At 70.0% G+C, this 21,654-nt stretch carries 27 protein-coding genes, 1 tRNA gene and 1 pseudogene; 12 read left to right on the plus strand and 17 right to left on the minus strand.

Annotated features, from left to right (window positions below):
* Positions 1-128 precede the first annotated feature (128 nt).
* The 3 genes from ACBJ59_RS12840 to ACBJ59_RS12850 are packed head-to-tail and all read left to right on the plus strand — an operon-like array spanning position 129 to position 2,102.
* A complete protein-coding gene (locus tag ACBJ59_RS12840; RefSeq protein WP_375110381.1) occupies positions 129-1,487 on the plus strand; it encodes a hypothetical protein in 1,359 nt (452 codons plus the stop codon).
* 16 nt (positions 1,488-1,503) lie between these two features.
* Entirely contained in the window at positions 1,504-1,836 is a 333-nt protein-coding gene (locus ACBJ59_RS12845; protein WP_375110382.1) for an ArsR/SmtB family transcription factor, read from the plus strand.
* Positions 1,836-2,102: a hypothetical protein gene (locus ACBJ59_RS12850; RefSeq protein WP_375110383.1), complete on the plus strand. Its 267-nt coding sequence runs from the start codon at positions 1,836-1,838 to the stop codon at positions 2,100-2,102. The genes ACBJ59_RS12845 and ACBJ59_RS12850 overlap by 1 nt, the downstream gene beginning before the upstream one ends.
* Before the next feature lie 4 nt (positions 2,103-2,106).
* On the opposite strand, the gene ACBJ59_RS12855 is transcribed toward ACBJ59_RS12850, so the two are convergent.
* From ACBJ59_RS12855 to ACBJ59_RS12880, 6 genes and pseudogenes are all read right to left on the minus strand, one after another.
* Complete coding sequence (locus ACBJ59_RS12855; protein ID WP_375110384.1) at positions 2,107-2,547, minus strand: protein-tyrosine phosphatase family protein; 441 nt, start codon at positions 2,545-2,547, stop codon at positions 2,107-2,109.
* A 181-nt stretch (positions 2,548-2,728) separates the two neighbouring features.
* Positions 2,729-2,833: pseudogene (locus tag ACBJ59_RS12860) on the minus strand (cytochrome ubiquinol oxidase subunit I); the annotation flags it as partial.
* Positions 2,834-3,093: 260 nt separating this feature from the next.
* Positions 3,094-4,281: a CU044_5270 family protein gene (locus ACBJ59_RS12865; protein WP_375110385.1), complete on the minus strand. Its 1,188-nt coding sequence runs from the start codon at positions 4,279-4,281 to the stop codon at positions 3,094-3,096.
* Positions 4,274-4,840 (minus strand): RNA polymerase sigma factor, encoded by a 567-nt coding sequence (locus tag ACBJ59_RS12870; RefSeq protein WP_375110386.1) that lies wholly within the window; start codon positions 4,838-4,840, stop codon positions 4,274-4,276. The genes ACBJ59_RS12865 and ACBJ59_RS12870 overlap by 8 nt, the downstream gene beginning before the upstream one ends.
* A gap of 132 nt (positions 4,841-4,972) precedes the next feature.
* Positions 4,973-5,611, minus strand: coding sequence for a maleylpyruvate isomerase N-terminal domain-containing protein (locus ACBJ59_RS12875; protein ID WP_375110387.1), 639 nt, complete (start codon positions 5,609-5,611; stop codon positions 4,973-4,975).
* A 49-nt stretch (positions 5,612-5,660) separates the two neighbouring features.
* A complete protein-coding gene (locus ACBJ59_RS12880) occupies positions 5,661-6,326 on the minus strand; it encodes an HNH endonuclease family protein (RefSeq protein WP_375110388.1) in 666 nt (221 codons plus the stop codon).
* 121 nt (positions 6,327-6,447) lie between these two features.
* Here ACBJ59_RS12880 and ACBJ59_RS12885 point away from each other — a divergent pair, with 121 nt between their 5' ends.
* Complete coding sequence (locus tag ACBJ59_RS12885; RefSeq protein WP_375110389.1) at positions 6,448-7,062, plus strand: DUF2975 domain-containing protein; 615 nt, start codon at positions 6,448-6,450, stop codon at positions 7,060-7,062.
* Positions 7,062-7,298: a helix-turn-helix domain-containing protein gene (locus tag ACBJ59_RS12890; RefSeq protein ID WP_375110390.1), complete on the plus strand. Its 237-nt coding sequence runs from the start codon at positions 7,062-7,064 to the stop codon at positions 7,296-7,298. The genes ACBJ59_RS12885 and ACBJ59_RS12890 overlap by 1 nt, the downstream gene beginning before the upstream one ends.
* Here ACBJ59_RS12890 and ACBJ59_RS12895 read toward each other — a convergent pair.
* The 4 genes from ACBJ59_RS12895 to ACBJ59_RS12910 all read right to left on the minus strand — a co-directional run bounded on the left by ACBJ59_RS12895 (position 7,271) and on the right by ACBJ59_RS12910 (position 9,349).
* On the minus strand, positions 7,271-7,822 hold the full coding sequence (locus ACBJ59_RS12895) for a DUF3995 domain-containing protein (protein WP_375110391.1): 552 nt from the start codon (positions 7,820-7,822) through the stop codon (positions 7,271-7,273). The two genes, ACBJ59_RS12890 and ACBJ59_RS12895, sit on opposite strands and share 28 nt — an antisense overlap.
* Entirely contained in the window at positions 7,809-8,273 is a 465-nt protein-coding gene (locus ACBJ59_RS12900; protein ID WP_375110392.1) for a hypothetical protein, read from the minus strand. The genes ACBJ59_RS12895 and ACBJ59_RS12900 overlap by 14 nt, the downstream gene beginning before the upstream one ends.
* Before the next feature lie 180 nt (positions 8,274-8,453).
* Positions 8,454-8,723, minus strand: a complete 270-nt coding sequence (locus tag ACBJ59_RS12905) for a hypothetical protein (protein WP_375110393.1) — start codon at positions 8,721-8,723, stop codon at positions 8,454-8,456.
* A 119-nt stretch (positions 8,724-8,842) separates the two neighbouring features.
* Positions 8,843-9,349: a hypothetical protein gene (locus ACBJ59_RS12910; RefSeq protein ID WP_375110394.1), complete on the minus strand. Its 507-nt coding sequence runs from the start codon at positions 9,347-9,349 to the stop codon at positions 8,843-8,845.
* Positions 9,350-9,538: 189 nt separating this feature from the next.
* Between ACBJ59_RS12910 and ACBJ59_RS12915 the strand changes: the two genes are divergently transcribed.
* Positions 9,539-9,865, plus strand: a complete 327-nt coding sequence (locus ACBJ59_RS12915; RefSeq protein WP_375110395.1) for a hypothetical protein — start codon at positions 9,539-9,541, stop codon at positions 9,863-9,865.
* Positions 9,866-9,931: 66 nt separating this feature from the next.
* Here ACBJ59_RS12915 and ACBJ59_RS12920 read toward each other — a convergent pair whose 3' ends face one another.
* Positions 9,932-10,882 (minus strand): hypothetical protein, encoded by a 951-nt coding sequence (locus ACBJ59_RS12920; protein WP_375110396.1) that lies wholly within the window; start codon positions 10,880-10,882, stop codon positions 9,932-9,934.
* A gap of 568 nt (positions 10,883-11,450) precedes the next feature.
* Complete coding sequence (gene lgt / locus ACBJ59_RS12925; RefSeq protein WP_375110397.1) at positions 11,451-12,251, minus strand: prolipoprotein diacylglyceryl transferase; 801 nt, start codon at positions 12,249-12,251, stop codon at positions 11,451-11,453.
* Positions 12,252-12,363: 112 nt separating this feature from the next.
* On the opposite strand from lgt, the gene ACBJ59_RS12930 reads away from it, so the two are divergent.
* Both ACBJ59_RS12930 and ACBJ59_RS12935 read left to right on the plus strand, forming a co-directional pair.
* Positions 12,364-13,503, plus strand: coding sequence for a sensor histidine kinase (locus ACBJ59_RS12930; RefSeq protein WP_375110398.1), 1,140 nt, complete (start codon positions 12,364-12,366; stop codon positions 13,501-13,503).
* Entirely contained in the window at positions 13,500-14,132 is a 633-nt protein-coding gene (locus ACBJ59_RS12935) for a response regulator (protein ID WP_375110399.1), read from the plus strand. The genes ACBJ59_RS12930 and ACBJ59_RS12935 overlap by 4 nt, the downstream gene beginning before the upstream one ends.
* A gap of 341 nt (positions 14,133-14,473) precedes the next feature.
* Here the strand turns inward: ACBJ59_RS12935 and ACBJ59_RS12940 are convergent.
* From ACBJ59_RS12940 to ACBJ59_RS12950, 3 genes are all read right to left on the minus strand, one after another.
* A tRNA-Ala gene (locus ACBJ59_RS12940) sits at positions 14,474-14,549 on the minus strand.
* Between the two features lie 15 nt (positions 14,550-14,564).
* Positions 14,565-15,293, minus strand: coding sequence for an HAD-IA family hydrolase (locus ACBJ59_RS12945; RefSeq protein ID WP_364111502.1), 729 nt, complete (start codon positions 15,291-15,293; stop codon positions 14,565-14,567).
* A 15-nt stretch (positions 15,294-15,308) separates the two neighbouring features.
* Positions 15,309-15,428: a DLW-39 family protein gene (locus ACBJ59_RS12950; protein ID WP_020542320.1), complete on the minus strand. Its 120-nt coding sequence runs from the start codon at positions 15,426-15,428 to the stop codon at positions 15,309-15,311.
* A 372-nt stretch (positions 15,429-15,800) separates the two neighbouring features.
* Between ACBJ59_RS12950 and ACBJ59_RS12955 the strand changes: the two genes are divergently transcribed.
* From ACBJ59_RS12955 to ACBJ59_RS12965, 3 genes are all read left to right on the plus strand, one after another.
* Positions 15,801-17,132 (plus strand): MFS transporter, encoded by a 1,332-nt coding sequence (locus tag ACBJ59_RS12955; protein ID WP_375110400.1) that lies wholly within the window; start codon positions 15,801-15,803, stop codon positions 17,130-17,132.
* A 90-nt stretch (positions 17,133-17,222) separates the two neighbouring features.
* On the plus strand, positions 17,223-18,182 hold the full coding sequence (locus ACBJ59_RS12960; protein WP_375110401.1) for a hypothetical protein: 960 nt from the start codon (positions 17,223-17,225) through the stop codon (positions 18,180-18,182).
* Between the two features lie 99 nt (positions 18,183-18,281).
* On the plus strand, positions 18,282-18,473 hold the full coding sequence (locus ACBJ59_RS12965; RefSeq protein WP_375110402.1) for a cation transporter: 192 nt from the start codon (positions 18,282-18,284) through the stop codon (positions 18,471-18,473).
* On the opposite strand, the gene ACBJ59_RS12970 is transcribed toward ACBJ59_RS12965, so the two are convergent.
* Positions 18,456-19,619: an MFS transporter gene (locus ACBJ59_RS12970; RefSeq protein ID WP_375110403.1), complete on the minus strand. Its 1,164-nt coding sequence runs from the start codon at positions 19,617-19,619 to the stop codon at positions 18,456-18,458. The genes ACBJ59_RS12965 and ACBJ59_RS12970 overlap by 18 nt on opposite strands.
* 67 nt (positions 19,620-19,686) lie before the next feature.
* Here ACBJ59_RS12970 and ACBJ59_RS12975 point away from each other — a divergent pair, with 67 nt between their 5' ends.
* Positions 19,687-21,084: a PLP-dependent aminotransferase family protein gene (locus ACBJ59_RS12975; protein WP_375110404.1), complete on the plus strand. Its 1,398-nt coding sequence runs from the start codon at positions 19,687-19,689 to the stop codon at positions 21,082-21,084.
* Here ACBJ59_RS12975 and ACBJ59_RS12980 read toward each other — a convergent pair.
* Positions 21,040-21,558, minus strand: a complete 519-nt coding sequence (locus ACBJ59_RS12980) for a universal stress protein (RefSeq protein ID WP_364111512.1) — start codon at positions 21,556-21,558, stop codon at positions 21,040-21,042. The two genes, ACBJ59_RS12975 and ACBJ59_RS12980, sit on opposite strands and share 45 nt — an antisense overlap.
* Positions 21,559-21,654 lie beyond the last annotated feature (96 nt).

The following is a 21,654-nucleotide window of genomic DNA, read 5'->3' on the forward strand; positions in this document are numbered from 1 at the left end:
TCCGCGACAAGGCTCTCCGGGCGGCAACGGCGCCGGCCGATCGGCGGGTTCTGTCCACTATTGTGGGGGCCCGTACTGTGGGGGTTCCGTAGGGTGGGGGCTCCGACACACGAGGAAGCGGATCTGTCTTGTCCCATCGCGCCCTGGTCATCGCCATGTTGCCCGCGATCGGGCTGCGCGTGCTCGCCGTCCTGGGCTTCCCTCCGGCGCTGCTGTTCTACGGCGACTCCTTCGCCTTCCTGCGCGAGGAGCTGACGCCCGGGACGACACGGCCCTCGGGATACTCCCTGCTCCTGGCCCTGCTGCGGCCCGCGCACAGCCTCACCCTGGTGACCGTCCTGCAGCACCTGCTGGGACTGGCGCTCGCGGTGGCGGTGTACGCGCTGCTGCGCCGCCGCGGCCTGCCCGGCTGGGGCGCCGCGCTGCTGGTGACGCCGCTGCTGTACGACGAGTTCCTCGTGCTCCTCGAACACATGATCATGGCGGACGCGATCTTCGTCGCGCTCATCACGGTCGCGATCGCGCTGATCGTCTGGCGGGTCACGCCCACGACGGCCGCCGTGGGCGGGTTGCTGCTCGGCCTGGCCGGGATCACCAGGACGGTCGGCCTGCCGCTGTTGCTCCTGACGGCCGCGTACCTGCTGATCAGGCGGTACGGCTGGCGTCCGCTGGTGGCGCTGCTGGTGGCCGGGGCGATCCCGCTGGGCGCGTACGCCACCTGGATGAAGGTGGAGAAGGACAAGTTCGGCCTCACCGAGGCCGACGGGAACTTCCTGTGGTCCAGGACCATGAGCTTCGCCGACTGCGCGGTGATCAAGCCGCCCGAGCGGCTGGCCGTGCTGTGCCCGAACATGCCGGTCGAGCAGCGGCCCTATCCGCCGTACTGGTTGTGGGAGAGCTTCTCGCCGCTGCTCAAGGTGCCCGGGACGGCCAACCGCAACCAGCTCGCCGGGGAGTTCGCCAGGGCGGCGATCCTCGCGCAGCCGGGTGACTACCTGGGGGCGGTCGCGACCGATCTCAAGCAGTTGCTGCGCTGGGAGCGTACGGCCGTGGACGAGAAGACGCCGTACAAGCTTCCCTCCGCCGAGCGGCCGCTGAGCGAGTCGGTGCGGGGCGTGGCTGAGTCGTACGAGGGGGGTCCGGCGGCCACGCGGGTGGTGGAGCCGTTCGCCGGGTGGCTGCGGGCGTACCAGCGGTTCGGGTACGTGCCGTTCCCGCTGCTCATGCTGGCCCTGGGCGGGACGCTGGTGGCCGCGCTGGTCCGACGACGGTGGGACGCGCTGCTGCCCGGGGTCGCCGCGCTCGCGCTGGTCGTCTCGCCGCCGTTCCTGGCGGCCTTCGACGTGCGGTACGTGATCCCGGCGATCCCGCTGGTGTGCCTGGCGGTGGGGCTGACGCTCGGCGCCCGGACGCCGTTCCGGGCCGCCCGCGCAGATGGTCGATCATCGGCGCCCGCTGCTACGGTTTCACGTGTACAGCAGCGCTGACACGTGACGGGATGCCATGACCGAGGCCGGGCCGACGGGCGACGCCCTGGTCGAGATGCTGGCGGCGCTGGCCAACCCGCTGCGGCTGCGCATCATCGCTGAGCTGGCCGAGGGGCGCGACTACGTGAGCCACCTGGCCCGCGTGATCGGGGTGAGCCGCCCGCTGCTGCACATGCACCTGCGCCGGCTGGAGGCCGCCGGTCTGATCACCGGCAGCCTGGAGCTGTCGAACGACGGCAAGGCCATGAAGTATTACGAGGTCACCGACTTCAGTCTGCACCTGACCGCGCCGGCGCTGGCCGAGGCGGCCAAGACACTCACCAGACCGGACCCGGAGGAGGGCTCCTGATGGCACTGTCCTGGCCCGAGGTGATCTTCTACCTCGGCGTGCTGATCCTGGTCACGTTCCTGATCAGCCTGTTCGTCGTGGGCATGTTCGACGCCCGCAAGGCCAGGCTCCAGGCCGACCAGGCCGACGACCTGCGCCGCCTCGTGCAACGGTTCGAGCAGCTGGCCGAGAACACGATGGACGCCCAGCAGCGGGTGGCCGCCGACCTGGCGGAGCTGCGCTCCCGGGCGGCGGCGATCGAGAAGATCTTACGGACGGTCGAGTAGCCGGTCACAGGCTGTTCGTGGTCGGTGGGAATCGGGTGACGTAGCGGCGCTGCCACGGGGTCTCGACCGCCTGTTTCGCGTAGTGCTCGCGCACGTAGGCCACCGCCTGGTCGTTCGGGACCCCGTCGAGCACGGCCAGGCAGGCCAGGGCGGTGCCGGTGCGGCCGCGCCCGCCGCCGCAGGCGATCTCGACGCGCTCGGAGGCGGCCCGCTCCCACACCTCGCGCAGGGCCTCGGCGGCCGCCTCGCGATCGGTGGGGAGCCGGAAGTCGGGCCAGCGCACCCACCGGTGCTCCCACTCGACCTGCGACGGGCGCTTGCCCAGGAGGTAGAGGGCGAAGGTGGGTCGCGGGCCGGGCGGCAGCGGGTGTCTCAGGCCCCGGCCGCGGACGAGGCGGCCCGAGGGCAGGCGCAGCACGCCGGCTGCGGTGGGCTCCCAGGTCATGCTGCGAGGCTAGCCGCCCGCCACGGCCCGGCCGGTGGGCTTCATCGCAGGGCGAAAACGGCCCACTGCCCGGCACAGCCCGGAGATGATGCCGAGGCCGTAGTTGACGAGATAGATCTGCCCCCCAGAACTTCGTCAGCCGTTCGTAGTGGGGCTCGCCCCGCACGACCCAGACGGTCTGCAGGAACGCGATCAGTGGCGCGAGACCGAGTGTCAGGGCGACGAACAGGAAATGCCTGCTCGTCGTCAGCCCGAACTCCAGCCGGGCCAGGGAGAGCGCGTCCATGCCTCAGCGCCGGGCCCGCCGGAACACGGGAGCCGTGGGCGCCCCTGCACGCCGTGTCCGTGGCCTGCTACTTCTTCCAGCACCGGGCCCGCCGGCGCAATTCTCACCGTTTCGGCGGCCGGGCGCCCGCCCCGGAGGACTTCCCGGGAGCGCCGCCGTTCCCCCAGGTCACCACCCCACCGGCGACCTACGCCGTCACGATCGAGGACGTGCCGCCTTCACGAAATCAACGAGCAGACACCGTACGAAGCCGTCGCCGTTCAGTTCGGTGCCGTGTCGGTCCACTCCGTGATCTCGTACGTCTCGTACTCCGACACCTCGCCAGGCTGGTGGAAGCGGTCCGGCTGGCTTCCCACGGTCAGGCGGCGGGGCCGGCCGTCGTCGCCCGGCGGGAGGCTCCGGGAGCCCCGGGGCGGGGTGGCCACGAGGTCCCGCATGGCCAGCAGCGTTCCGTCGTCGGGGTTGATGATCCACTGGCGTCGGTAGGTGCCCAGTTGCTCGGGGGCGGTGGAGAGGCCGAGGGGGATGGTGGTCTCCAGCGGGAGGGATATCACCACTCCGGGGCGGCCCAAGGGATCGGCCGCCCTGCCCTCGACCCTTACGCCGGGCAGGGTGGCGAGCATCCGGAACGCGGCCGCCCGCACCTCCGGCGGGACGGGTGCCCCGGCCAGCAGCGTGCCGGCCACGTCGCTCAGGGCCCGGACGCGCTTGTCCTCCGGCAGGGCCCGGATCGGCTGCCTCGTGACCTTCGGGGCGTACGCCTCCCAGTCGCCCTTGAGGTTCAGCAGGGCGTTCTCCAGCTGCTCCGGCTGGGTGGGGAGGGCGGCGAGCTGCCGCGGTGTCAGGCCGAAGAATCGTTGATCGGCGGCCCTGCGGCAGGCCGGCTCCCGGTTCGCGGCTTCCAGGAAGAGGGTGCCCCGCCCCTGCGGGGTCGGGACCCGTACCTTCATGGGGGACCCCGCCTCCTGCCATTTCCGCCTGTCGTGGGCGGTCCACGGGCGGGCGGGCAGGTCCTCGTGGGTGCGGCAGGCCGCGCCGCTGCGGTCGGTCCACGTGTCGTACCGCATCCTCGACTCGACCTTGTAGTGGTCCGCCGCGCTGTCGCCGACCGCGTAGATCTTTCCGGTGATACGGGTGGTGTGCCAGTACGCGCCGAGCGGACCCTTCCGTACGTTGGCGGCGGCCACCAGCAGCGCGTTGCCGGGCGGACTCTCGCTCGGCCGGATCGGCCGGATCGGCCGGTCGCCGGGCGGCGCCAGGGAGACGGCGGCCATGGATCCCGCGACCAGGGCGGCCGTCGCGATCGCGCTCACCAGGGAGATTCTGAGCGTGCGGCGGATGCGGGGCGGGGGGTCGGATCGCCAGTTCGTACGCAGGGCGAGGCGTTCGGGGGTCTCCTCGCGGGCCAGGGTCGTCCGCAGTTGCCGGAGCGCGTCGAGCTCATCCATCGTTGTTCTCCCCGGGTAGGGCTTTGCGGAGCTTCGTCCGAGCCCGATGAATCTTGGCCTTGACGGTGCCGAGGGGCAGCTCCAGGATCGCCGCGATCTCGGCGTACGACAGCTCGCCCCAGGCCAGCAGCAGAACGGCGTCGCGGTCCTGGGAGCTCAGTGAGGCGAGCGCCTTCGCCAGGCGAGGGCCGTACGCCGCGGCGGCCATCCGGTCGCTGACCAGCTCGGCGACGCCGTCCTCCGCGGGGTCCACGCCCGTTCGGGCGAACGCCCGGTACATCCGGGTCTCCTGCCGGTGGTGCTTGGCGATCAGATTGCCGGCGATGCCCCAGAGCCACGCGGCGAACTCCGCCCGCCCGTCGAACCGCCCCCGCTGCCGGAACGCGGTGGCGAACGCCTCCGCCACGACGTCATCGGCGAGCGCGAGCCCGAGGCGGCGCTTGAGGTAGGCGTGAAGTCGCGGCGCGTGGCGGCGGAACAGTTCGCCGAACGCCTCGGGGTCCTCCAAGGAGGCGGCGACGATTTCCGCGTCGTCGAGCTTCTCCGCGGGCCGACTCACCACTCTCGCCGTAGCCGTGGGGTGGTGGGTCCCTTCATGAGCGCTTCCTCCGTGTTGAGGGTGCTGGACACCTTCTCTATCCCGAAGGGGGCTCGCGGGTTGCGTTCGTTCGTGGGGCCGCGTGGCGGGCGGTCATCCGCGCCGCGTGCCGTACCAGCGCCACTCGGTGAGTCGCGGGCGGTCGGGAAGGGCGACGCGGCCGGTCGCCCACAGCAGGACCTCCCAGGTGTCACCGTCGATGGCGACATGGGGAAAGAGCGTCCTCAGCACCCGCTCGCACAGCTCCCTCGGCGGTGACCACTCGACGTTCAGCCCCTGAGCGACGTCATGGGTGTGGACGAGGGTCTCGACCACGCCCATCGCGGCGAAGCCCGCCGGGTCCGACGGGCCGAAGACGTGGTAGGCGACGGTGGTCGAGGGCGCGGTGCGCAGGACGGAAGCGAGCAGGCCGGCACACGCCTCCACGATGGCCATGAGGCCATCGGGGCCCGCGGCCCGGTCGACGAAGAAGACGTTCGCCGGTCCGCCGGTCCGGTCGCTGCTCGTCCGGAACGGCAGCAACGCGGACATCGGCGGCTTCGCCGGCCCGAACCTGGCGGCATAGGTGAACAGGTCGTCGGCCAGATGTTCGAGCGTCTCCCAGCACGTCCACTCCAGGGTGCCGGCCTTGGCGTCCCACGCCTGGGGGTCCGTGCCCCTCAGAGCGTCGATGGCCAGCATGACGATTCGACGCACGTCCTCTCCGTCGACCGCCGTGTCCGCGCTGCGCATGCGGAGGATCGTAACAACGTGGGAGCTTCTGGTCTGGCCGGTGCGACCGTCAGGTGCGGCAGGTGCGGAGCATGTTGAGCAGGGCGGTCCTCTCCTTCCGCGTCACGAACAGCCGGTAGTGGTGCTTCACCGTGATCCACGAGGTCGCGTAGCGGCACCAGTAGGCGCGGCGCGGCGGGCGCCAGCTCTGCGGGCCCTGGCCGCCCTTGGCGATGTTGGCGGAGTGGCTGACGGTGATCAGTTCGGGGCGGACGAGGTCGTTGGCGAAGGCGCGGCGCCGGGCCGGGCTCCACCTCTTGGCGCCGGAACGCCAGGCGTACGCCAGTGGCACGACATGGTCGACGTCCACCAGCTTCTCGCTCTTGAGGCGCTTGCCGTCGTACGGGCTGTACCAGGTGCCCTTCACCGGGTGGCAGGCGGCGTTCCTGCGTACGTGCCGCCCGTCCCGCGCCAGGACCGTCTCGCGGGTGTCGCACTTCCCCTTGTGGTGTCCCCACAGGGGCTGGAACCGCTTGCGGCTGTAGCCGCGGATGGATAAGGGCCTGGCGACCTTCAGCTGGGCCAGTTGGCGGGCGGCCAGGGCCGCGGCGCGGGATCGCTCGTACGGCTCCGCCGCCGCCCGCCCGGTGGCGAGGACCACGGTGATCGGGCTGATCAGAAGAGTGAGTACGACGACCTGGACTGCCCGCGTCAGAAGGCTCGCGCTATTCCCCATGCCTAGCGACATCCCCGCGGGCGCCGATGATATTCGGCCGCCGTCGCGATAGCCCACATCAGCGGCAATTATCGTTTATCGTTGTTATCGATGGTCGATATACGAGCGTAGGAGCCCCGCCATGGCCAAACCACCGACGAGCATCCGGATCCTCGAACTGAGCGCCTGGCTGGGACTGGGTTTCGCCATGGTCATGCTCCTGGGCGCCTTCTACGCGATCTTCAGCGAGTCCAGGACCAGCACGCGTCACGTCTCCACCGACGTCTACGCGAACGCCACGACGGCCGGCGACCCGGCACCCCTGACCAGCAGCCCTCCGGGCACCGTCAGCCTCGTCAGGCCCGCCTTCAACGCCACCCTGACCATCACCGAGCCGACCCCTTGGCAGAGCTTCCTCCTGATCCTGCCCGAGCTGCTGCTGACGCTGCTGCTCTGTGTCGTCGCGGTGTTCCTCCTCCGGCTGATGCGCAGCTTCCACACGGGCGATCCCTTCACGCCGAAAAACGCCAGAAGGCTCGCCGTGATCGGCTTTCTCGTGCTCGGCGTCGCCGCGATCCCAGGAGTGGACGAATGGGTCCTTCGTACGCTGGTCGCCGGCACCCCGCTGCAGGGAACGGACCTGCACGCCGCGGAGGACTACCGCTGGGCCATGTTCGTCGGGTTCGGCGTCCTGGCCCTGGCCGAGTTCTTCCGCCAGGGCAGCAGGCTCCGCGCCGACCTCCAGGGTCTGGTCTGATGCCACCCGAAGACGACCACCGCATCACCGTCCACCTGGACAAGCTGCTGGCCGAACGCGGGCTCACCCTGACCGAGCTGGCCGAGCGGGTCGGTGTGACGATCGTGAACCTGTCGATCCTGAAGAACGGTCGTGCGCGGGCGATCCGCTTCTCCACCCTCTCCGCGCTCTGCCGCGAGCTGGACTGCCAGCCCGGCGATCTCCTTCACTACGATTGCCCCGATTCCCCCGATTGACCGGAGCGATGGCGCGCGCCCTCGCGGTGAGCGCTCCGCGCCCGCCCAGCCGCCATCCAGCAGGCGCCCCACAGCAGGAAGAACGGCGACCACAGCAGCAGATCCCAGCGTGCCAGTTCACCAGCCAGTGCCGCCTGCCCGGCCGGTGCGGGGCGGACCCCGGTCAGCAGCAACGTGTCCCCGACGAAGCCGAACCCCACGACCCCGACTGCCCGGGCGATCATGAAGATCCCCACCGTCCATGTCATCGCGAGCAGCAGCCGGCGCGGAACGACCGCACCCCAGGGCCGTACGGTGGCCAGCGCGACGATGATCCCGGCCACCGCGGCACCCGCCAGCACCCAGTGGCTCGTCACGAACAGCGGATCACGGGCGAGCAGCCGCTCGCGCAGCTCAGGTGGCAGCGGATCCTTGTCGGCCAGCGCGTCGGCCCCCAACGCCTGCGCGAGCTTCATCGCTCCGTAGAGCGCGGAGCACACCGCCGCCCCGTACGCACCCAGCCGCGCCCCATCACGCCACGCCACGTCGGGTCCTCACCACGTAGGACCTGACCATCTCCAGGGACAGCCCGATCGCGACCGCCCCAAGAACCCCGTGGTACCACTGCCACCCCACGCCGATCCCGACGAACGCGTCCAAAGCCATGGTCCCCCCACCACCGATCACGGCCAGCAGCAGCACGCCCAGGACGAACACCATCAAACCTCTCGGCACTCTGCGCCCCGACGCCGTGACCGTGGCGACGGCCACACAGGCCGCGAGCAGGCCGGACGCGCTCGCCAGCCACTGCCCCACGGCCGCGTCCATGAAGTAGCCCGCGGTCTCGGCCGCCGACACGGGCGGCCCACCCGGAAACCCGAGCCGGGCCTGCAGGGCGAAGACGGCCTTGCCGGCGGCGTACCCGAGGAAGAGCACCGCCAGCGCGTACGCCGGCCAGCGTCGCGAACGTGCCTGTGGACGAACGGAATCAGCCATGCCTGCGACCGTAACCACCGCACGTGCGACCTCACTCCCGTGCGAGAGGGAGGCACCTCCCCTGTACGGGGGAATTGCCGCCACGTCCTGCCACTGGCCACCCGCCACCCACACCGATGCCCTACGCGCGGCGGCGAAATTCAGCCCCCCCCTGCTCGATGGCCTTCCGGCGGACCTCGGTCACGGGGAGAAGGGTTCGGCGAAGGACTCGAACCGGGCGCCCGCCGAGGTTGCGATCCCGAGAATCGCGGCTCCGCGCTGCGACGCGGCGGTCAGGGCGTCGTTCAGGTGCAGAGACGCGAGAACGGACAGAAGCCACACGCGCGGGCACCGGCCGAGCGGGCAGACCTGGTCGACGATCCCGGCGGGGACGAAGCCGGTTGAGGGAGTGCCTGCTCGGCCGTGGTGCGCGTAGTCGTAGCCTTCGAGGCCGACGTGCCGGCCGGACACGCACGGCAGGGCCGATCCAGCAACTCCCTCCCGCTCGCGGGCCCGTTCCAGCAAGCAGGATGCGGCGGCAGTCTCGGTCTCCCTCGCATATTCACGTACGGAGCAAAGGCGGGGCGCCTCTACCCGTTGGGGCACCTATAGCCGTCGGAATCCCAGCAGTCGTCGGCCGCCGAGGACCAGATATTCACCTCGCGGGATCCCTCGATCGATGCCTCGACAACCCGCTCCCCGAACTTCTTGGCCAGGTCGTATGCGTCGCAACCCGCCTCGCAGCCCTGGCCGCGCTCGGAGGCAGGTCTGCTGCTCCAGCCGGCCTTCCGGAAAGCCGCCACGACCTCCTTCGGCTTCACGTTCTCAATCTGAACAAAGACATGCGATCCGTACGTTGAGGAATCGCAGTCGCTCTGGTCTTCCATGGACGCGGCCAATCCCGCCTGGGCAAGAACGGGACCAAGAACCTCCCGAACAAGGGCGTTCTCGTAATCCGCCCGTTCCTGACAAAGGTCCTCGCCGACAGCCACCTCCAAGACCGTGCAGCCCGAAGGGAAGACGGCGCTCAGTCCGATGAGGACCAGGATCAGCCAGACGTTCCTCGTCATTCCCTGAGCCGGCGGCGACTTGATCATCGCGCCAGTAAACCACAGGCTGTCGCCACGAATTGGCGGCCGGCCATCCACGCATTCATGGCCACGACACCCAAAGCCGTGGTCAGCACTCCCTGCCCGGGGCCGCAAATCTGCCGCTCTCGCCAGCTACCATGCCAAGGCCAGGAGAGAAGCCCCATACTCAGAGATGGTTGCATGATGTCCGCGGTCGTGATCTTCACAGAAGATGAGCCTTGGTTCATCAACTCGTACAACTGGCACTCCATCCTGGAGCGTTCAACCGCCACCTCGATGCGCCCGGCCGACCGTGAAAAGTTCGACGAACATATCAATGTGGTGGGGGTGAACTTCCCTCTCATCGAACAAGCCGCCGACCGGCGCGCGGTGGCTGAATTTCTACTCGGATTAGTCGAGGACATCCAATGCGATTTTACTGCGAGTGGGGAAAAAGATATGGGAGCCATCAGAAAGTACGGGGACCTGGCGCAGAAGGTGCGCAGCGAGATCGGAAGATATCAACAGAATAACCTTGGGTGAGCTTGCAATGTTTCCCGTGATGAGGCCGCAGTAAGCCTGGGCCTCAACCCCTGTTCCCGCCAATCGTTACCGGATGACCAGAACGCTGCGCCCGTCATCGGGCTTGTGGATCTCACCGAGCATGCGGAGAAAGCGGCGGCCGTGCGGATATCGGGAGTCGTCGGGGAGCCAGCCGGTGATGCGGGCGACGCCGGCGCGTTGCAGGTCGCGGAGGACATGACGGGCGAGCATCGCGGCGACTGCCTGCCCGTGACGGGTGCGGGTGATCTCGAACTCGGTGAACTTACCTGAGTCAGGTGACGGCTCCTGGAGCTTGATCTCCACGGTGCCGAGCACTTCCCCGGTGGTCACGTCCCCCGGTGGTCGATTCTCGTAGGACCATCGGCGAAGGTCCCACACCCCCGGCTCGTCCCGGGGCTCGGCCTCTCGAACGTACGCTTGACCGTCTTCGCCGACCACGGCCACGTACCGGATCCGGTTGTCGGAGCATGGGGTCAGATACAGGTGAGGGCGCGAGCAGAGCGGATCCCAGTGGTAGGCGAACCAGATCAGCGATGCGGCCAGGTCAGGGTGGGCGCCGGCCCATCGATCGTCGAAGAAGAACCACTGCTCGAAGCAGTCGTGGCCGTCCTGGATCAACATCTGCGCCACTTGCTCGCCCACCTGGATGACGGTGCGTTCGCGGTGATTCGCAAGCTCGGGTGGGACGGTCTCGATGAGGCGCAGTGCCGCGGCATGGGAGTCCGGCGGGCCAGGCTGGTCCTTGGAGATTTCCCTGTAGTCAGGCCAGCGGTTGCAACGCTCGAGCGCGGTCGCGATGCCGTCCTCGGCGGGCCCGATCAGCAGGCGGAGAACTTTCAGTTCCAGTGGCCATTCTTCGGTGGACGTGTCGAGATCGCGCAGCGCCGCGCCGAACTGCGGGAGTCGGACACCCGGTAATGCGTAAGTGGGATTCCACCCGATGCTGTCGTGCGTTGCTTTGCAGGTGAGCAGAACGGCGTACACGATCCCTTCCACTTCCCCTTCCACTTCCGCTTCCGCGGACGGCGGGCGGCGGGCGGTCGGTCAATTCGGTGACCTTTGTCGGTGCCGTGAACGCCGCGGCCCCCGGCGGGGGGCCGGCCGCTTCGGGTAGCGGCCCGTCATGTACGGCGAAGGACCACCGTTCGGGATCGGCCGCGACGGCGGCGTCATCCATGAGGTAATAGGCCACGTCGTAGTCGAGCCCGTTGGCGAGAACGCGCATGCTGTGCTCGTCGACGTTGCACTGGTAGGTGTCCGGGAGCCGGGTTCTGGCCAGGGTACGCAGTTCCTGCATGGATTGCGGGGGTGGTTCTCCCTTGGAGAAAAGGTCGTCCAGCCCATAGACGGTCGTGCCGAGCTCGCGGTTGAGCCAGTCATAGGCGTCCTCGGCCGAAACGTCGTGCCAAACGTCGCGGATCCAGCCCAGCACCGTCGGCTCGGCCAGGTGCCGTACCGACTTGCCCAATATCCCTTGATTCCACGATCGATAAATCACGTACAAGGTGTCCGCCCTGAAGATCGCCGAGCAGGCACATCGTAGCGATGGCATACAAAGGACAGCTCACGACAGGGTGGACGACCGCGGCCGGTTCACGGTGAGGTAGATGATCGCGGCCGTGAAGCAGAGCAGGGCGGTCCAGTCGTTGAGGCGCAGGCCGAGGAGGTGCGGGGAGGGGTCGATACGGAGCCACTCGATCCAGGCGCGACCGGTGGTGTAGGCGGCGGCGTAGAGCGCGAATGTCCGGCCACGGTCGAGCCGGAATCGCCGTTCGGCCCACACGACGAATCCGGCCACGGCCAGGTTCCACAGCGACTCGTACAGGAAGGCCGGATGGTAGGTGGCCGTGGACTCCATGCCCGGGGGCCGGTGCGCGGGATCGATCTCCAGCGCCCAGGGCAGGGTCGTCGGCCCGCCGTACAGCTCCTGGTTGAACCAGTTGCCCCAGCGGGCGATCGCCTGGCCGAGCGCGAGCCCGGGTGCGACGGCGTCGGCGAAGTCGCGTAACGGGATGCCCCGTCGACGGCAGGCGAGCCATGCGCCGACCGCGCCGCCGGCGACGGCGCCCCAGATGCTGATGCCGCCCTCCCAGATCGCCAGGGCGCGCAGCGGTTCCCCGCCGGGACCGAAATACTGCTGCCAGGCAGTGGCCACGTGATAGAGGCGGGCGCCGACGAGGCCGAACGGCACGGCCCAGGTGGCGATGTCGCCGATCGTGCCGCTCTCGCCGCCGCGAGCGACCCAGCGGCGCCGGGTCACCCAGATGCCGACGAGGACGCCGAGCAGCATCAGGAGGGCGTAGGCGCGGATCGGGATCGGGCCGAGGTGCCAGACGGCCTGGCTGGGGCTGGGGATGGCGATCACGGGATCGAGTCTGGTTCCGGCACGGCAACGCGCACATCGAGCGGTCCGCCGATTCACCGATCAGTCGACTGGTTGATGGCGGGCAGACGGGCAGCTGATTATGTTCAGCGGTGTGGAGACCTGGGAGCGGTCGCGGCGCCGGTGGCAGCATGCCTTCTTCGTCTCGTGGCTGGTGCTCACCTCGGCCGGGCCCCTGACGGAGGCCGGCCAGGTGCTGCCGGTGGTGCTCGTCGCCGGCCTGGCCGCCTGGTACGCCGTGTGGTTCGTGCTGCGCACCCCGCCCCTGGACGACGTGCCGTTGCCGTACGTGCTCGGCGGCGGGCTGATCTGGCTGGGGCTGTTCGTGATCGACTCCTCCTTCCTGGTGGTCGCGCTGACCGTGCTCGTGCCGTACTGCATGGACGCCGTGCGGGTCGGTCGTGTCGCGGTGGTGTCGTGCGCCGGTGGGTGGCTGTGGCATCGCTTTCACGCGACCGGGGCGGTCACCTGGACCGAGATCGCCATCGCCAGCCTGATCGCGATCAGCACGGCGACCGCGGTCGGATACTTCAGTTCGGTGTCGCGGCAGAGCGCCGAGCGCAAGCGGCTCATCGAGCAGTTGCAGGCCGCGCAGGAAGCGCGGGCGGCGGCCGAACGGCAGGCGGGTGTGGCGGCCGAGCGACAACGGCTGTCCCGTGACATCCACGACAGCTTGACCCAGGGGTTCGCGAGCGTGGTGATGCTGCTGGAGGCCGCGCAGGCGACCCTGCCCGACAACAAGCATCTGACCCAGGCGCTGCGGGCCGCGCGAGAGAACGTCGCGGAGAGCCGCCGGGTGGTACGCGCCCTGCGGCCCGGCCAGCTCGACGAGTGCGGCCTGCCGGAGGCCCTGCAGGGGCTGTCCGGCCGCCTGTCGGACGAGACCGGCGTCGACGCGCACACCGTGATCACCGGTACGGTCCGGCCGCTGGACGCCCAGGTCCAGGAGGAGCTGCTGCGCGTGGCGCAGGAGGCGGTCGCCAACGCCCGCCGCCACGCCCACGCCGGTCAGGTCACACTCACCCTTTCGTACATGGAGGATCTGATCGTGCTGGACGTTCACGATGACGGCGACGGCTTCGAGCCCTTACGGGCTGCCTCCGGACACGGCCTCTCGATCATGCGGGAGCGCATGGAACGCCTCGGCGGCACCCTTCTGGTGGAAAGTGCCCCAGGGGCGGGCACCACGGTCGTGGCCCGCCTTCCCGCGGTGGCGCTGAGCGGAGCACGATGACGATCAGGGTCCTGATCGTCGACGACCACCCGGTGGTCCGCGACGGCATCCGCGCGATGCTCGGCACCCAGGACGACATGGAAGTGGTCGGGGAGGCGATCTCCGGCACGGACGCGGTACGCCTGGCGTGCGCCCTGCGGCCCGACGTCACGCTGATGGACCTGCAGTTGCCCGAGATCGACGGCGCCACGGCGACCAGCCGGATCCGTGAGCACGACCCGGACGCCAAGGTCATCGTCCTGACCACCTACGACACCGACGGCGACATCTCCCGCGCCATCCACGCCGGAGCCATCGGCTACCTGCTCAAGGACACCGGCCGGGAGCAGCTGTTCGACGCGATCCGGGCAGCGGCGCGAGGCGAGAGCACCCTGTCGCCGCCCATCGTGACGCGAGTGCTGTCGTGGGCACGCGCCGACGCGCCCGATACGCTCAGCGGCCGCGAGATCGAGGTCCTCGGCGCGGTCGCCCGAGGGATGAGCAACAAGGCCATCGCCGGGCACTTGTGCATCAGCGAGGCCACGGTCAAGACCCACCTGCTGCACGTCTTCGCCAAGCTTGGCGTGGCTGACCGGACGGCCGCGGTGACAGTCGCCGCTTCCCGCGGCATCATCCGGCTCGGCGGATAACGGGCGACAAGCGAGCCTCCGCCGACCTGCTCAGTTTCCCGGGCGCTTGCTGCCAGCCGGCCAGGGCTACGGACCATGGACGAGCGAACGATCTAAGCGCATATGGGAGGGGGTCTGAGCGAGGGGAAGGCATACGAAGTTGGAGGCTCCACTCGACTGGAAGCAACGGCTGGGCTCCGTGTGTGAAGCGCCCATGGGAAGACCGTTGTGCGCGCCGGAGGTGCGCCCCAGGAAGAACACCCCGAGCGACAGCGAGGACCGCTCGGGGCGGGCACCAGCCAACCCACCGTGTAACCAGGCAACGGGTGGGTGAGCCCGGCCCACCTACCCGACCCCTTCGCTGGTGGAGCCTAGGAGATTCGAACTCCTGACTTCCTGCTTGCAAAGCAGGCGCTCTGCCAACTGAGCTAAGGCCCCTTCGACGAAGATAGCTTACCGGGCGGAAGAAGCCACCTGCGTCGTACCAAGGTCGTCACTAAGGACCAAGCTCGGGAAATCCGCGATCGAGTCCAGGATGTGCGTAGCCCCGCCCTTCAGCAGGCGTTCGCGGCTGTGCACCCCCGTCATCACCCCCGCCACGATCGAGGCTCCCGCGCGCTTGCCGCACAGCATGTCGCTCTCCGAGTCGCCGATGACGGCCACCTGGCGTACGTCATCCACCCCCAGTCGGAGCACCGCGTGCAGGACCATGTCCGGCCAGGGGCGGCCGCGGCCGCCGGCGTCCTCGGGGGAGATGGCCAGGTCGATCTTGTCGTGCCAGCCCAGGACACTCAGGACCCGGCTCAGGGTCGTGCGGCTGAAGCCGGTGATCAGGGCGAGCTTGATGCCGGTGCCGCGGAGTTTGTCAAGGACCTCCAGGACTCCGGGCATGGGTACGAGACCCGCCCGCTCCAACGCACCCTCGTAGGAGCGTTCGAACGTCAGGTTCGCCGCCTGCGCCTGCGCCTCGTTGCCAGGGAAGATCCCGCGGAAGACATCGATCTTGGGGCAGCCCCGGGACCGGTGCACGTGAACCATGGCACGCGCGTACGCTCCGGTCCCGGGCACTATGCCCTGGGTCGCGATCGCCTCGGCGAAGGCGCGCTCGACCATGGCGATGTCACCGACTGTGGTGCCTGCCAGGTCCAGGCACGCCAGCTTGATGGGGACGACGTCACTCATCGCCTCGCCGGTCGGTTAGTTCTCGCTGCCGGTCGCCTCGGTCCAGAGATCGAGCTCTGCGCGGTCGGCCTGCACCTTACGCCAGATCAGCAACCCCCCAAGGGCGATCAGCGCCAGTACGAGCAGCTTCTTCACGGTGTGACCCCACTTCTTCGACGGCCTCACCTGCCGGGGTGAGACCCAACGGTTGACAAGCAGCCTAGCAAGGTATGGCTGCGCTCCCTGTGTTGCGCACGGACCAGATGTGTGGAATGTGCGAAGGACGGGCGTTCAACCCCTGGTGGGGCCGCTATACCCGTCCCATCTTGGACAACATCCCAGTCAACAACGTTCCGGGCACCCCAACGTGGACAACAGCTCGATCATGCCAAATATCCAGCCGGGATGCGCAGCGCGGGGGTCCGCCAAGGGGGCCGACTTGCGGGCTTGACATACCCCCTAGGGGTATATTACGTTCCTCGCGATCCGACAGATACCCCTAGGGGGTAAGGAAGGAGGGCAAGGAACATGACTGACAACAAGCGCTGGTGGGCCTTGGTCGTGCTGGCCGCCGCCCAGTTCATGGTGATCATGGATACCTCGATCATCGGGGTCGCGCTGCCCGACATGCAGCGTGACCTGGGCTTCTCCCCCGGCGGCCTGCAGTGGGTGTTCAACGCCTACGTGGTCACCTTCGGCGGCCTGCTGCTGCTCGGCGGGCGGCTGGCCGACCTGTTCGGGGCGCGCAGGGTGTTCGTCACGGGATGGGCGGTGCTGATCGGCGGTTCCGTGGTCGCCGCGGCCGCCACGACCGCCTGGGTAGAGGTGGCGGGACGCGCGGTGCAGGGCGTCGGCGGGGCGCTGATCGCGCCGGCCGCGATGACGCTGCTGATGATGCTCTTCGGGCACAACTCGCGCGAGCTGGGCAAGGCCATGGCCCTGTACGGCGCCGCGGCCCCGGCGGGCGGCACCGCGGGCGTGTTCCTGGGCGGCGTGATCACCGAGTACCTGAGCTGGCCCTGGGTGTTCATCATCTACATCCCGATCGGCCTGGCCACCCTGGCCGCGACCAGGCTGCTCCCCGCGGCCGCCGGTCGGCGCGGCTCGGTGGACCTCGTCGGCGCGGTCTCGGTCACGGCCGGCATCGCACTCGTCGTGTACGCCATCGTGGCCACGAACTGGCCCGCCGGGATCGCCGGCGCGGCGCTGCTGGCCCTGTTCCTGCTCGTGCAGCGTACGGCCAGGAACCCCCTCATGCCCCTGCGGATCTGGCGCACCCCCGGCCTGGCCACGGCCAACCTGGCGATGGCCCTGCTCGGCGCCGCCTGGATCCCGATGTGGTACTTCCTCAACCTCTACCTGCAGCAGTCCCTCGGCTACGGCGCCTTCGCCGCCGGCGCGGCGCTGCTGCCGATGACGGTGGCCATCATGATCTTCATGATCGGCATCACGGCCAGGCTGCTGGGCAGGTTCGGGGCCAAGCCGCTCATCGTGACCGGGCTGGCGGTGCTGGCGGCGGGCGTGGCCGGGCTCCAGTTCACCGGCGGCTTCGTCACGAACGTGCTCCCGGCGAGCCTGGTCGCGGCGGTCGGCATGTCCCTGGCGTACATCCCGGCGATGATGTCGGCCATGTCCGGCGCGCGGCCGGAGGAGGCCGGGCTCGCCTCGGGCATCGTCAACACGACCTACCAGGTCGGCTCCGCGCTGGGCCTGGCTGCCATGACCGCCGTCTTCACCTCGCAGACCAGCGGTTTCCAGCCGGCCTTCGCGGGCGCGGCGGTGATCGCCGTAATCGGTGCCGTGCTCAGTGCCGCCTTCATGCGCAAGCCGGCCGTATCTCAAGTGGAGAGCACGATCTGAAGTGTTGGACCCGGAACGAGGTAGAGACGTGTCGAGGAGACGGACAGCGATGAGCACCGCGGCCAGCGGCCACGACATGGCGGGCCGGTCATGAGGACGGCCGCCAAGCTCGGCTCGTACGCCCTGGGGCTTGCCGTCGTCTTCGGCGGCGCCCTGGGCGTGGGCAGGATGATCACGCCGACGGCGGCCGGCACCACGACGGCGGCGGACACCCGGACCGGTGACGACCAAGCCGCCGGTCACGCCGGTGACGACCACGCCACCGGCCACACCGGTGCCGAGCATGCCACACAGCAACCAGTGACGAGCGATACCCCCGGGGGGCTCCAAGTGTCGCAGAACGGCTACACCCTCAACCCGATCACCTCCATCACGACCGGCGTGCCGACGGACTTCAGGTTCACCGTGATCGGCCCCGAAGGCAGGGCGGTCACCGACTACCAGGTCGAGCACGACAAGAAGCTGCACTTCATCGTCGCCTCCCGCGACCTGACGAGCTTCCAGCACGTGCACCCGGACCTGGCCGCCGACGGCACCTGGTCGGTCAGGCTGACGCTCCCCAAGGCGGGGGCGTACAAGGCCTTCGCCGACTTCGTCCCCAAGGGCGGGGAGAAGCTCACGCTCGGCGCGGACCTGCAGGCCGCGGGCGACTACCGGCCCGAGCCCCTGCCCCACGTCAGCCGTACGGCGGCCGTCGACGACTACACCGTCAACCTCGCGGGAGATCTGGTCCCCGGCCGGGCCGGGAAGCTCACCCTGACGATCAACAAGGACGGCGAGCCGGTCACCGACCTGCAGCCCTACCTGGGCGCGTACGGTCACCTGGTCGCCCTCCGCGCCGGTGACCTGGCCTACCTGCACGTGCACCCGGAAAAGAGCGACAAGGCGGGACCGGAGATCACGTTCTACGCCGAGGCCCCCAGCCGGGGCGACTACCGCCTGTTCCTCGACTTCCAGCACGAGGGCAAGGTCCGTACGGCGGCCTTCACGGCCACGGCCACCCTGTCCGACGGGCACGCGCCCTCCGCCACGCACGACCACACGCACTGAGGAGGGGAGAGGTGATGTCCTCCCTCACGGCGAACGCCGAGGGCCGGGCCGTCGAGCCGGCGATCGGCGATCGGCGGCCGGTGGCCGGTGGCCGATGGCATGACGTGCGCGTCCCGCGCGGACCGGATCGAGCGCACGCTGAACGAGCTGGCCGGCGTGACGGCGACGGTGGACTGCGCGGCGGAGCAGGCGCGGGTCAGCTTTCCGCGCGGGGTGGATCCCGCGGTGCCGGTCGCGGAGGTGCAGAAGGCCGGGTATACGGCGGTGCTGCGGCTACGCCGGTTGAAGTGACCTGGCCCACCTGACGGCCGGTGCCATCGCGGCGCCGGCCGTCGCGAACATGGTGCCGGTCAGCAGCCAGCCCAGCGTCCCGCCGTCCAGCACGAGCGTGGTGAGCACGACGGGCCCGAGCATCCTGGCCACGGCCACGCCGGTGCCGAAGAAGGCCTGGTACTGGCCTTGCCGGTCGTCGGGGGCGAGGGTGAAGCTGATCTCCCAGGCGCCGGAGGCCAGCAGCATCTCGGCGGTCACCTGCAGGACTGTCGCCACGAGCAGGAACGCCCACCCGTACGGGCTCAGCGCAAATACCAGGCAGGCCGCGAACATCACCAGCCCCGCCTGCCGCACCGCCGCCGAGGCGTCCCGCAGCCCGGTCACCCGCTTGGCCACCCGAACCTGGAAGAGCACGACACCGCCCGTGTTGATCAGCAGCAGGACCGAGACCACCCAGGTGGGGGCGCTGGTACGGGCGGCGATCCAGAGCGGCACGACCAGGCTCAGCAGCGGCATGTAGAACAGCATCACCGCGTTGATCAGCGTGATGAGCGCGTAGGGCCGGTCCCTGAGCACCGCCAGCCGGGGCCCGGACGGAGCCCCCACCGCCCGTACCGGCGGCAGGGCGAGCAGCAGGGCGGCGGCGGCGAGGAAGCTGACGGCGTCGAGCGTGAGCACGGCCAGGTAGCCCTCCCGCGTGCCGAGATGCAGCGCGAGCCCGCCCAGCGCGGCGCCGACGGCCAGGCCGGCGTTGAGCGTGGCCTGCAGGACCGCCCGTACGGCGGTCCGCTCGGCGGGCTCGATCAGGGCGGCGAGCAGCGCCTGGCGGGCGGCCGACAGGCCGGTCTGCGCGGTGCCGTACAGGCAGGCCACCAGGACGAACAGCGCGAACGAGCGTACGAACAGGAACGAGCCGACCGCCGTGGCGGTCGTGAGCGCGAGCAGCACGGCGACGCCGCGCGGGCCGCGCCGGTCGGCCAGGTGGCCGAGCGGTACGCCGGCCACCGCGCCGACGGCCCAGCCCAGCGTCAGGCCGAGGCCGATCTCGGTTGCCGACAGGCCGACGATCGTGGAGAAGTAGAACGCGGAGGTGACGAGGTAGACGCCGTCCCCGATGGAGTTCGCCAGCTGCGCCTGGGCCAAGATGCGCCGATATTTCGACATATGCTCATCATCGAAGCCATCTTGTCCCGGTGTAAGCTCCAATTTCCGGCGAGATGATTGGGCCAAGTTGGACGTTCACATCAGCCTCGAAGGCCGTGGTGACCTGGCCGCACAGGTCTACCGGCAGCTCCTCGACGCCATACTCGACGGCCGGCTCAGATCGGGCGAGCGGCTCCCCCCGACCAGGGAGCTGGCCGGCCGCCTGGAGATCTCCAGGAACACGGTCGCCCTCGCCTACGACCGCCTGGTCGCGGACGGGTTCCTGGTGGGGCGGGCGGGCGCGGGCACGTTCGTGTCGGCGGAGCCGGTCAGGGGCCGGGCCGCGCCGAAGGGCGTCGTACGCCCGCGTGCCGTCTGGCAGGACCTGGAACTCCCGAAGGGCATGACCCCCGCCCGGTACGACTTCCGCGTCGGCGTCCCTGACGCCCGCCTGTTCCCCATGGAGACGTGGCGCCGCCTGGTGGCCCGCGAGCTGCGGGTGAGCGCCGCCGGCTACGGCGACCCGGCCGGGCACGAGCCGCTGCGCGAGGCCATCTCCCGGCACATCGGCCTCAGCCGCTCGGTCCACGCGGGCCCCGGCGACGTGCTGATCACCAACGGCGCGCAGCAGGCGCTGGACCTCGTCGGCCGCGTCCTGATCGAGCCGGGCGCCGTGGTGGCCGTCGAGGAGCCGGGTTACCCGCCGGCGCGGCTGCTGTTCCGCTCGCTGGGCGCCCGGGTCGTCGGCGTGCCGGTGGACGGCGAGGGCCTCGACGTCGGGGCCCTCCCGCGCTCGGCCCGCCTGGTGTACGTCACCCCGTCGCACCAGTTCCCCCTGGGCACGCCCATGTCGCTGGCCCGCCGCGCCGCCCTGCTCGCCTGGGCGGAAGCCCGCCGGGCGGTGGTGATCGAGGACGACTACGACAGCGAGTTCCGCTTCGGCGAGCGCCCGCTCGAACCCCTCCAGAGCCTCGACCGCGCGGGCCGCGTCGTCTACGTGGGTTCGTTCTCCAAGACCCTGCTCCCCATGCTCAGGCTCGGCTTCCTGGTCGCCCCCGCCTCGCTCGGCCCGGCGCTGCGCGCGGCCAGGCAGCTCTCCGACTGGCACGGCGAGCTGCCCACGCAGGCGGCCCTGGCCCGCTTCATCGACGAGGGCCTGCTGGCCAGGCACATCAGGAAGGCCACCCGCGAGTACGCCGCCCGGCACGCCCTGATCGCCGAGGCCCTGACCGGGGACGAGCGCCTACGCCTTGTCCCGTCCACGGCTGGCCTGCACCTGTGTGCCCGGTTCGCGCCGGGCGTGACCGTACGTCCCGCGCCCGGCCTGGCGGTGGAGCCGCTGGAGGCGTACTGCGGCCAGACCCCGGCCCAGCCGGGCCTGGTCCTGGGCTACGGCGCGATCGGCCGGGACGCCATCCCCGAGGGACTGCGCCTGCTCAGGTCACGGATGTCGGCGGGTCCAGAAGCGGCGGTTGCGCTCCCCTGACATCTCCGGGTCGTCGGGCGGCGAGGGCTGCTGCACGATCACGACCGTCGTGCGCGCATGGCGTGCGCAGTACATGCTGGTCGAGGGCAGGAAGATGCGGCTCAGCAGGCCGCGCCGCCCCCGTCCGAGCACCAGCAGGTCGCCTTCGCGGGCGAGGTCGACGAGGTGGTATCCAGGATCGCCGACCCGGCCGACGACGGCCACGGTGAGATCCTCGGGCACCCCGCCCGCCACGTCCTCGAACACGCCCGTGATCACCTCGTTGCAACGCGCCTCCTCGCCCAGCCTGACCGCGTGCTGCACGGGCAGCGCCTCGGGGAAGGGATGGACGGGGGCACGGCTGACGTGCACGGCCACGAGAGCCATCCGGTGCAGCCTGGCCGCGCCGATGGCCCAGGCCAGAGCCCAGCGCGCGGCCGGGGACTCGTCGACCCCCACGATGAGCCGCGCACCGCCGGGCAGATCCTGTTCCACGGTGCCTCCTGTCGAAGTACGACCATAGTGCGCCTACCCACCGGTTACCGGGAGGTGGCAATTTGCGAACTCTGGAGTCCCTGACGGACCCCGCGT

The organism is Nonomuraea sp. MTCD27 (assembly GCF_041950495.1).
Taxonomy (GTDB): domain Bacteria; phylum Actinomycetota; class Actinomycetes; order Streptosporangiales; family Streptosporangiaceae; genus Nonomuraea.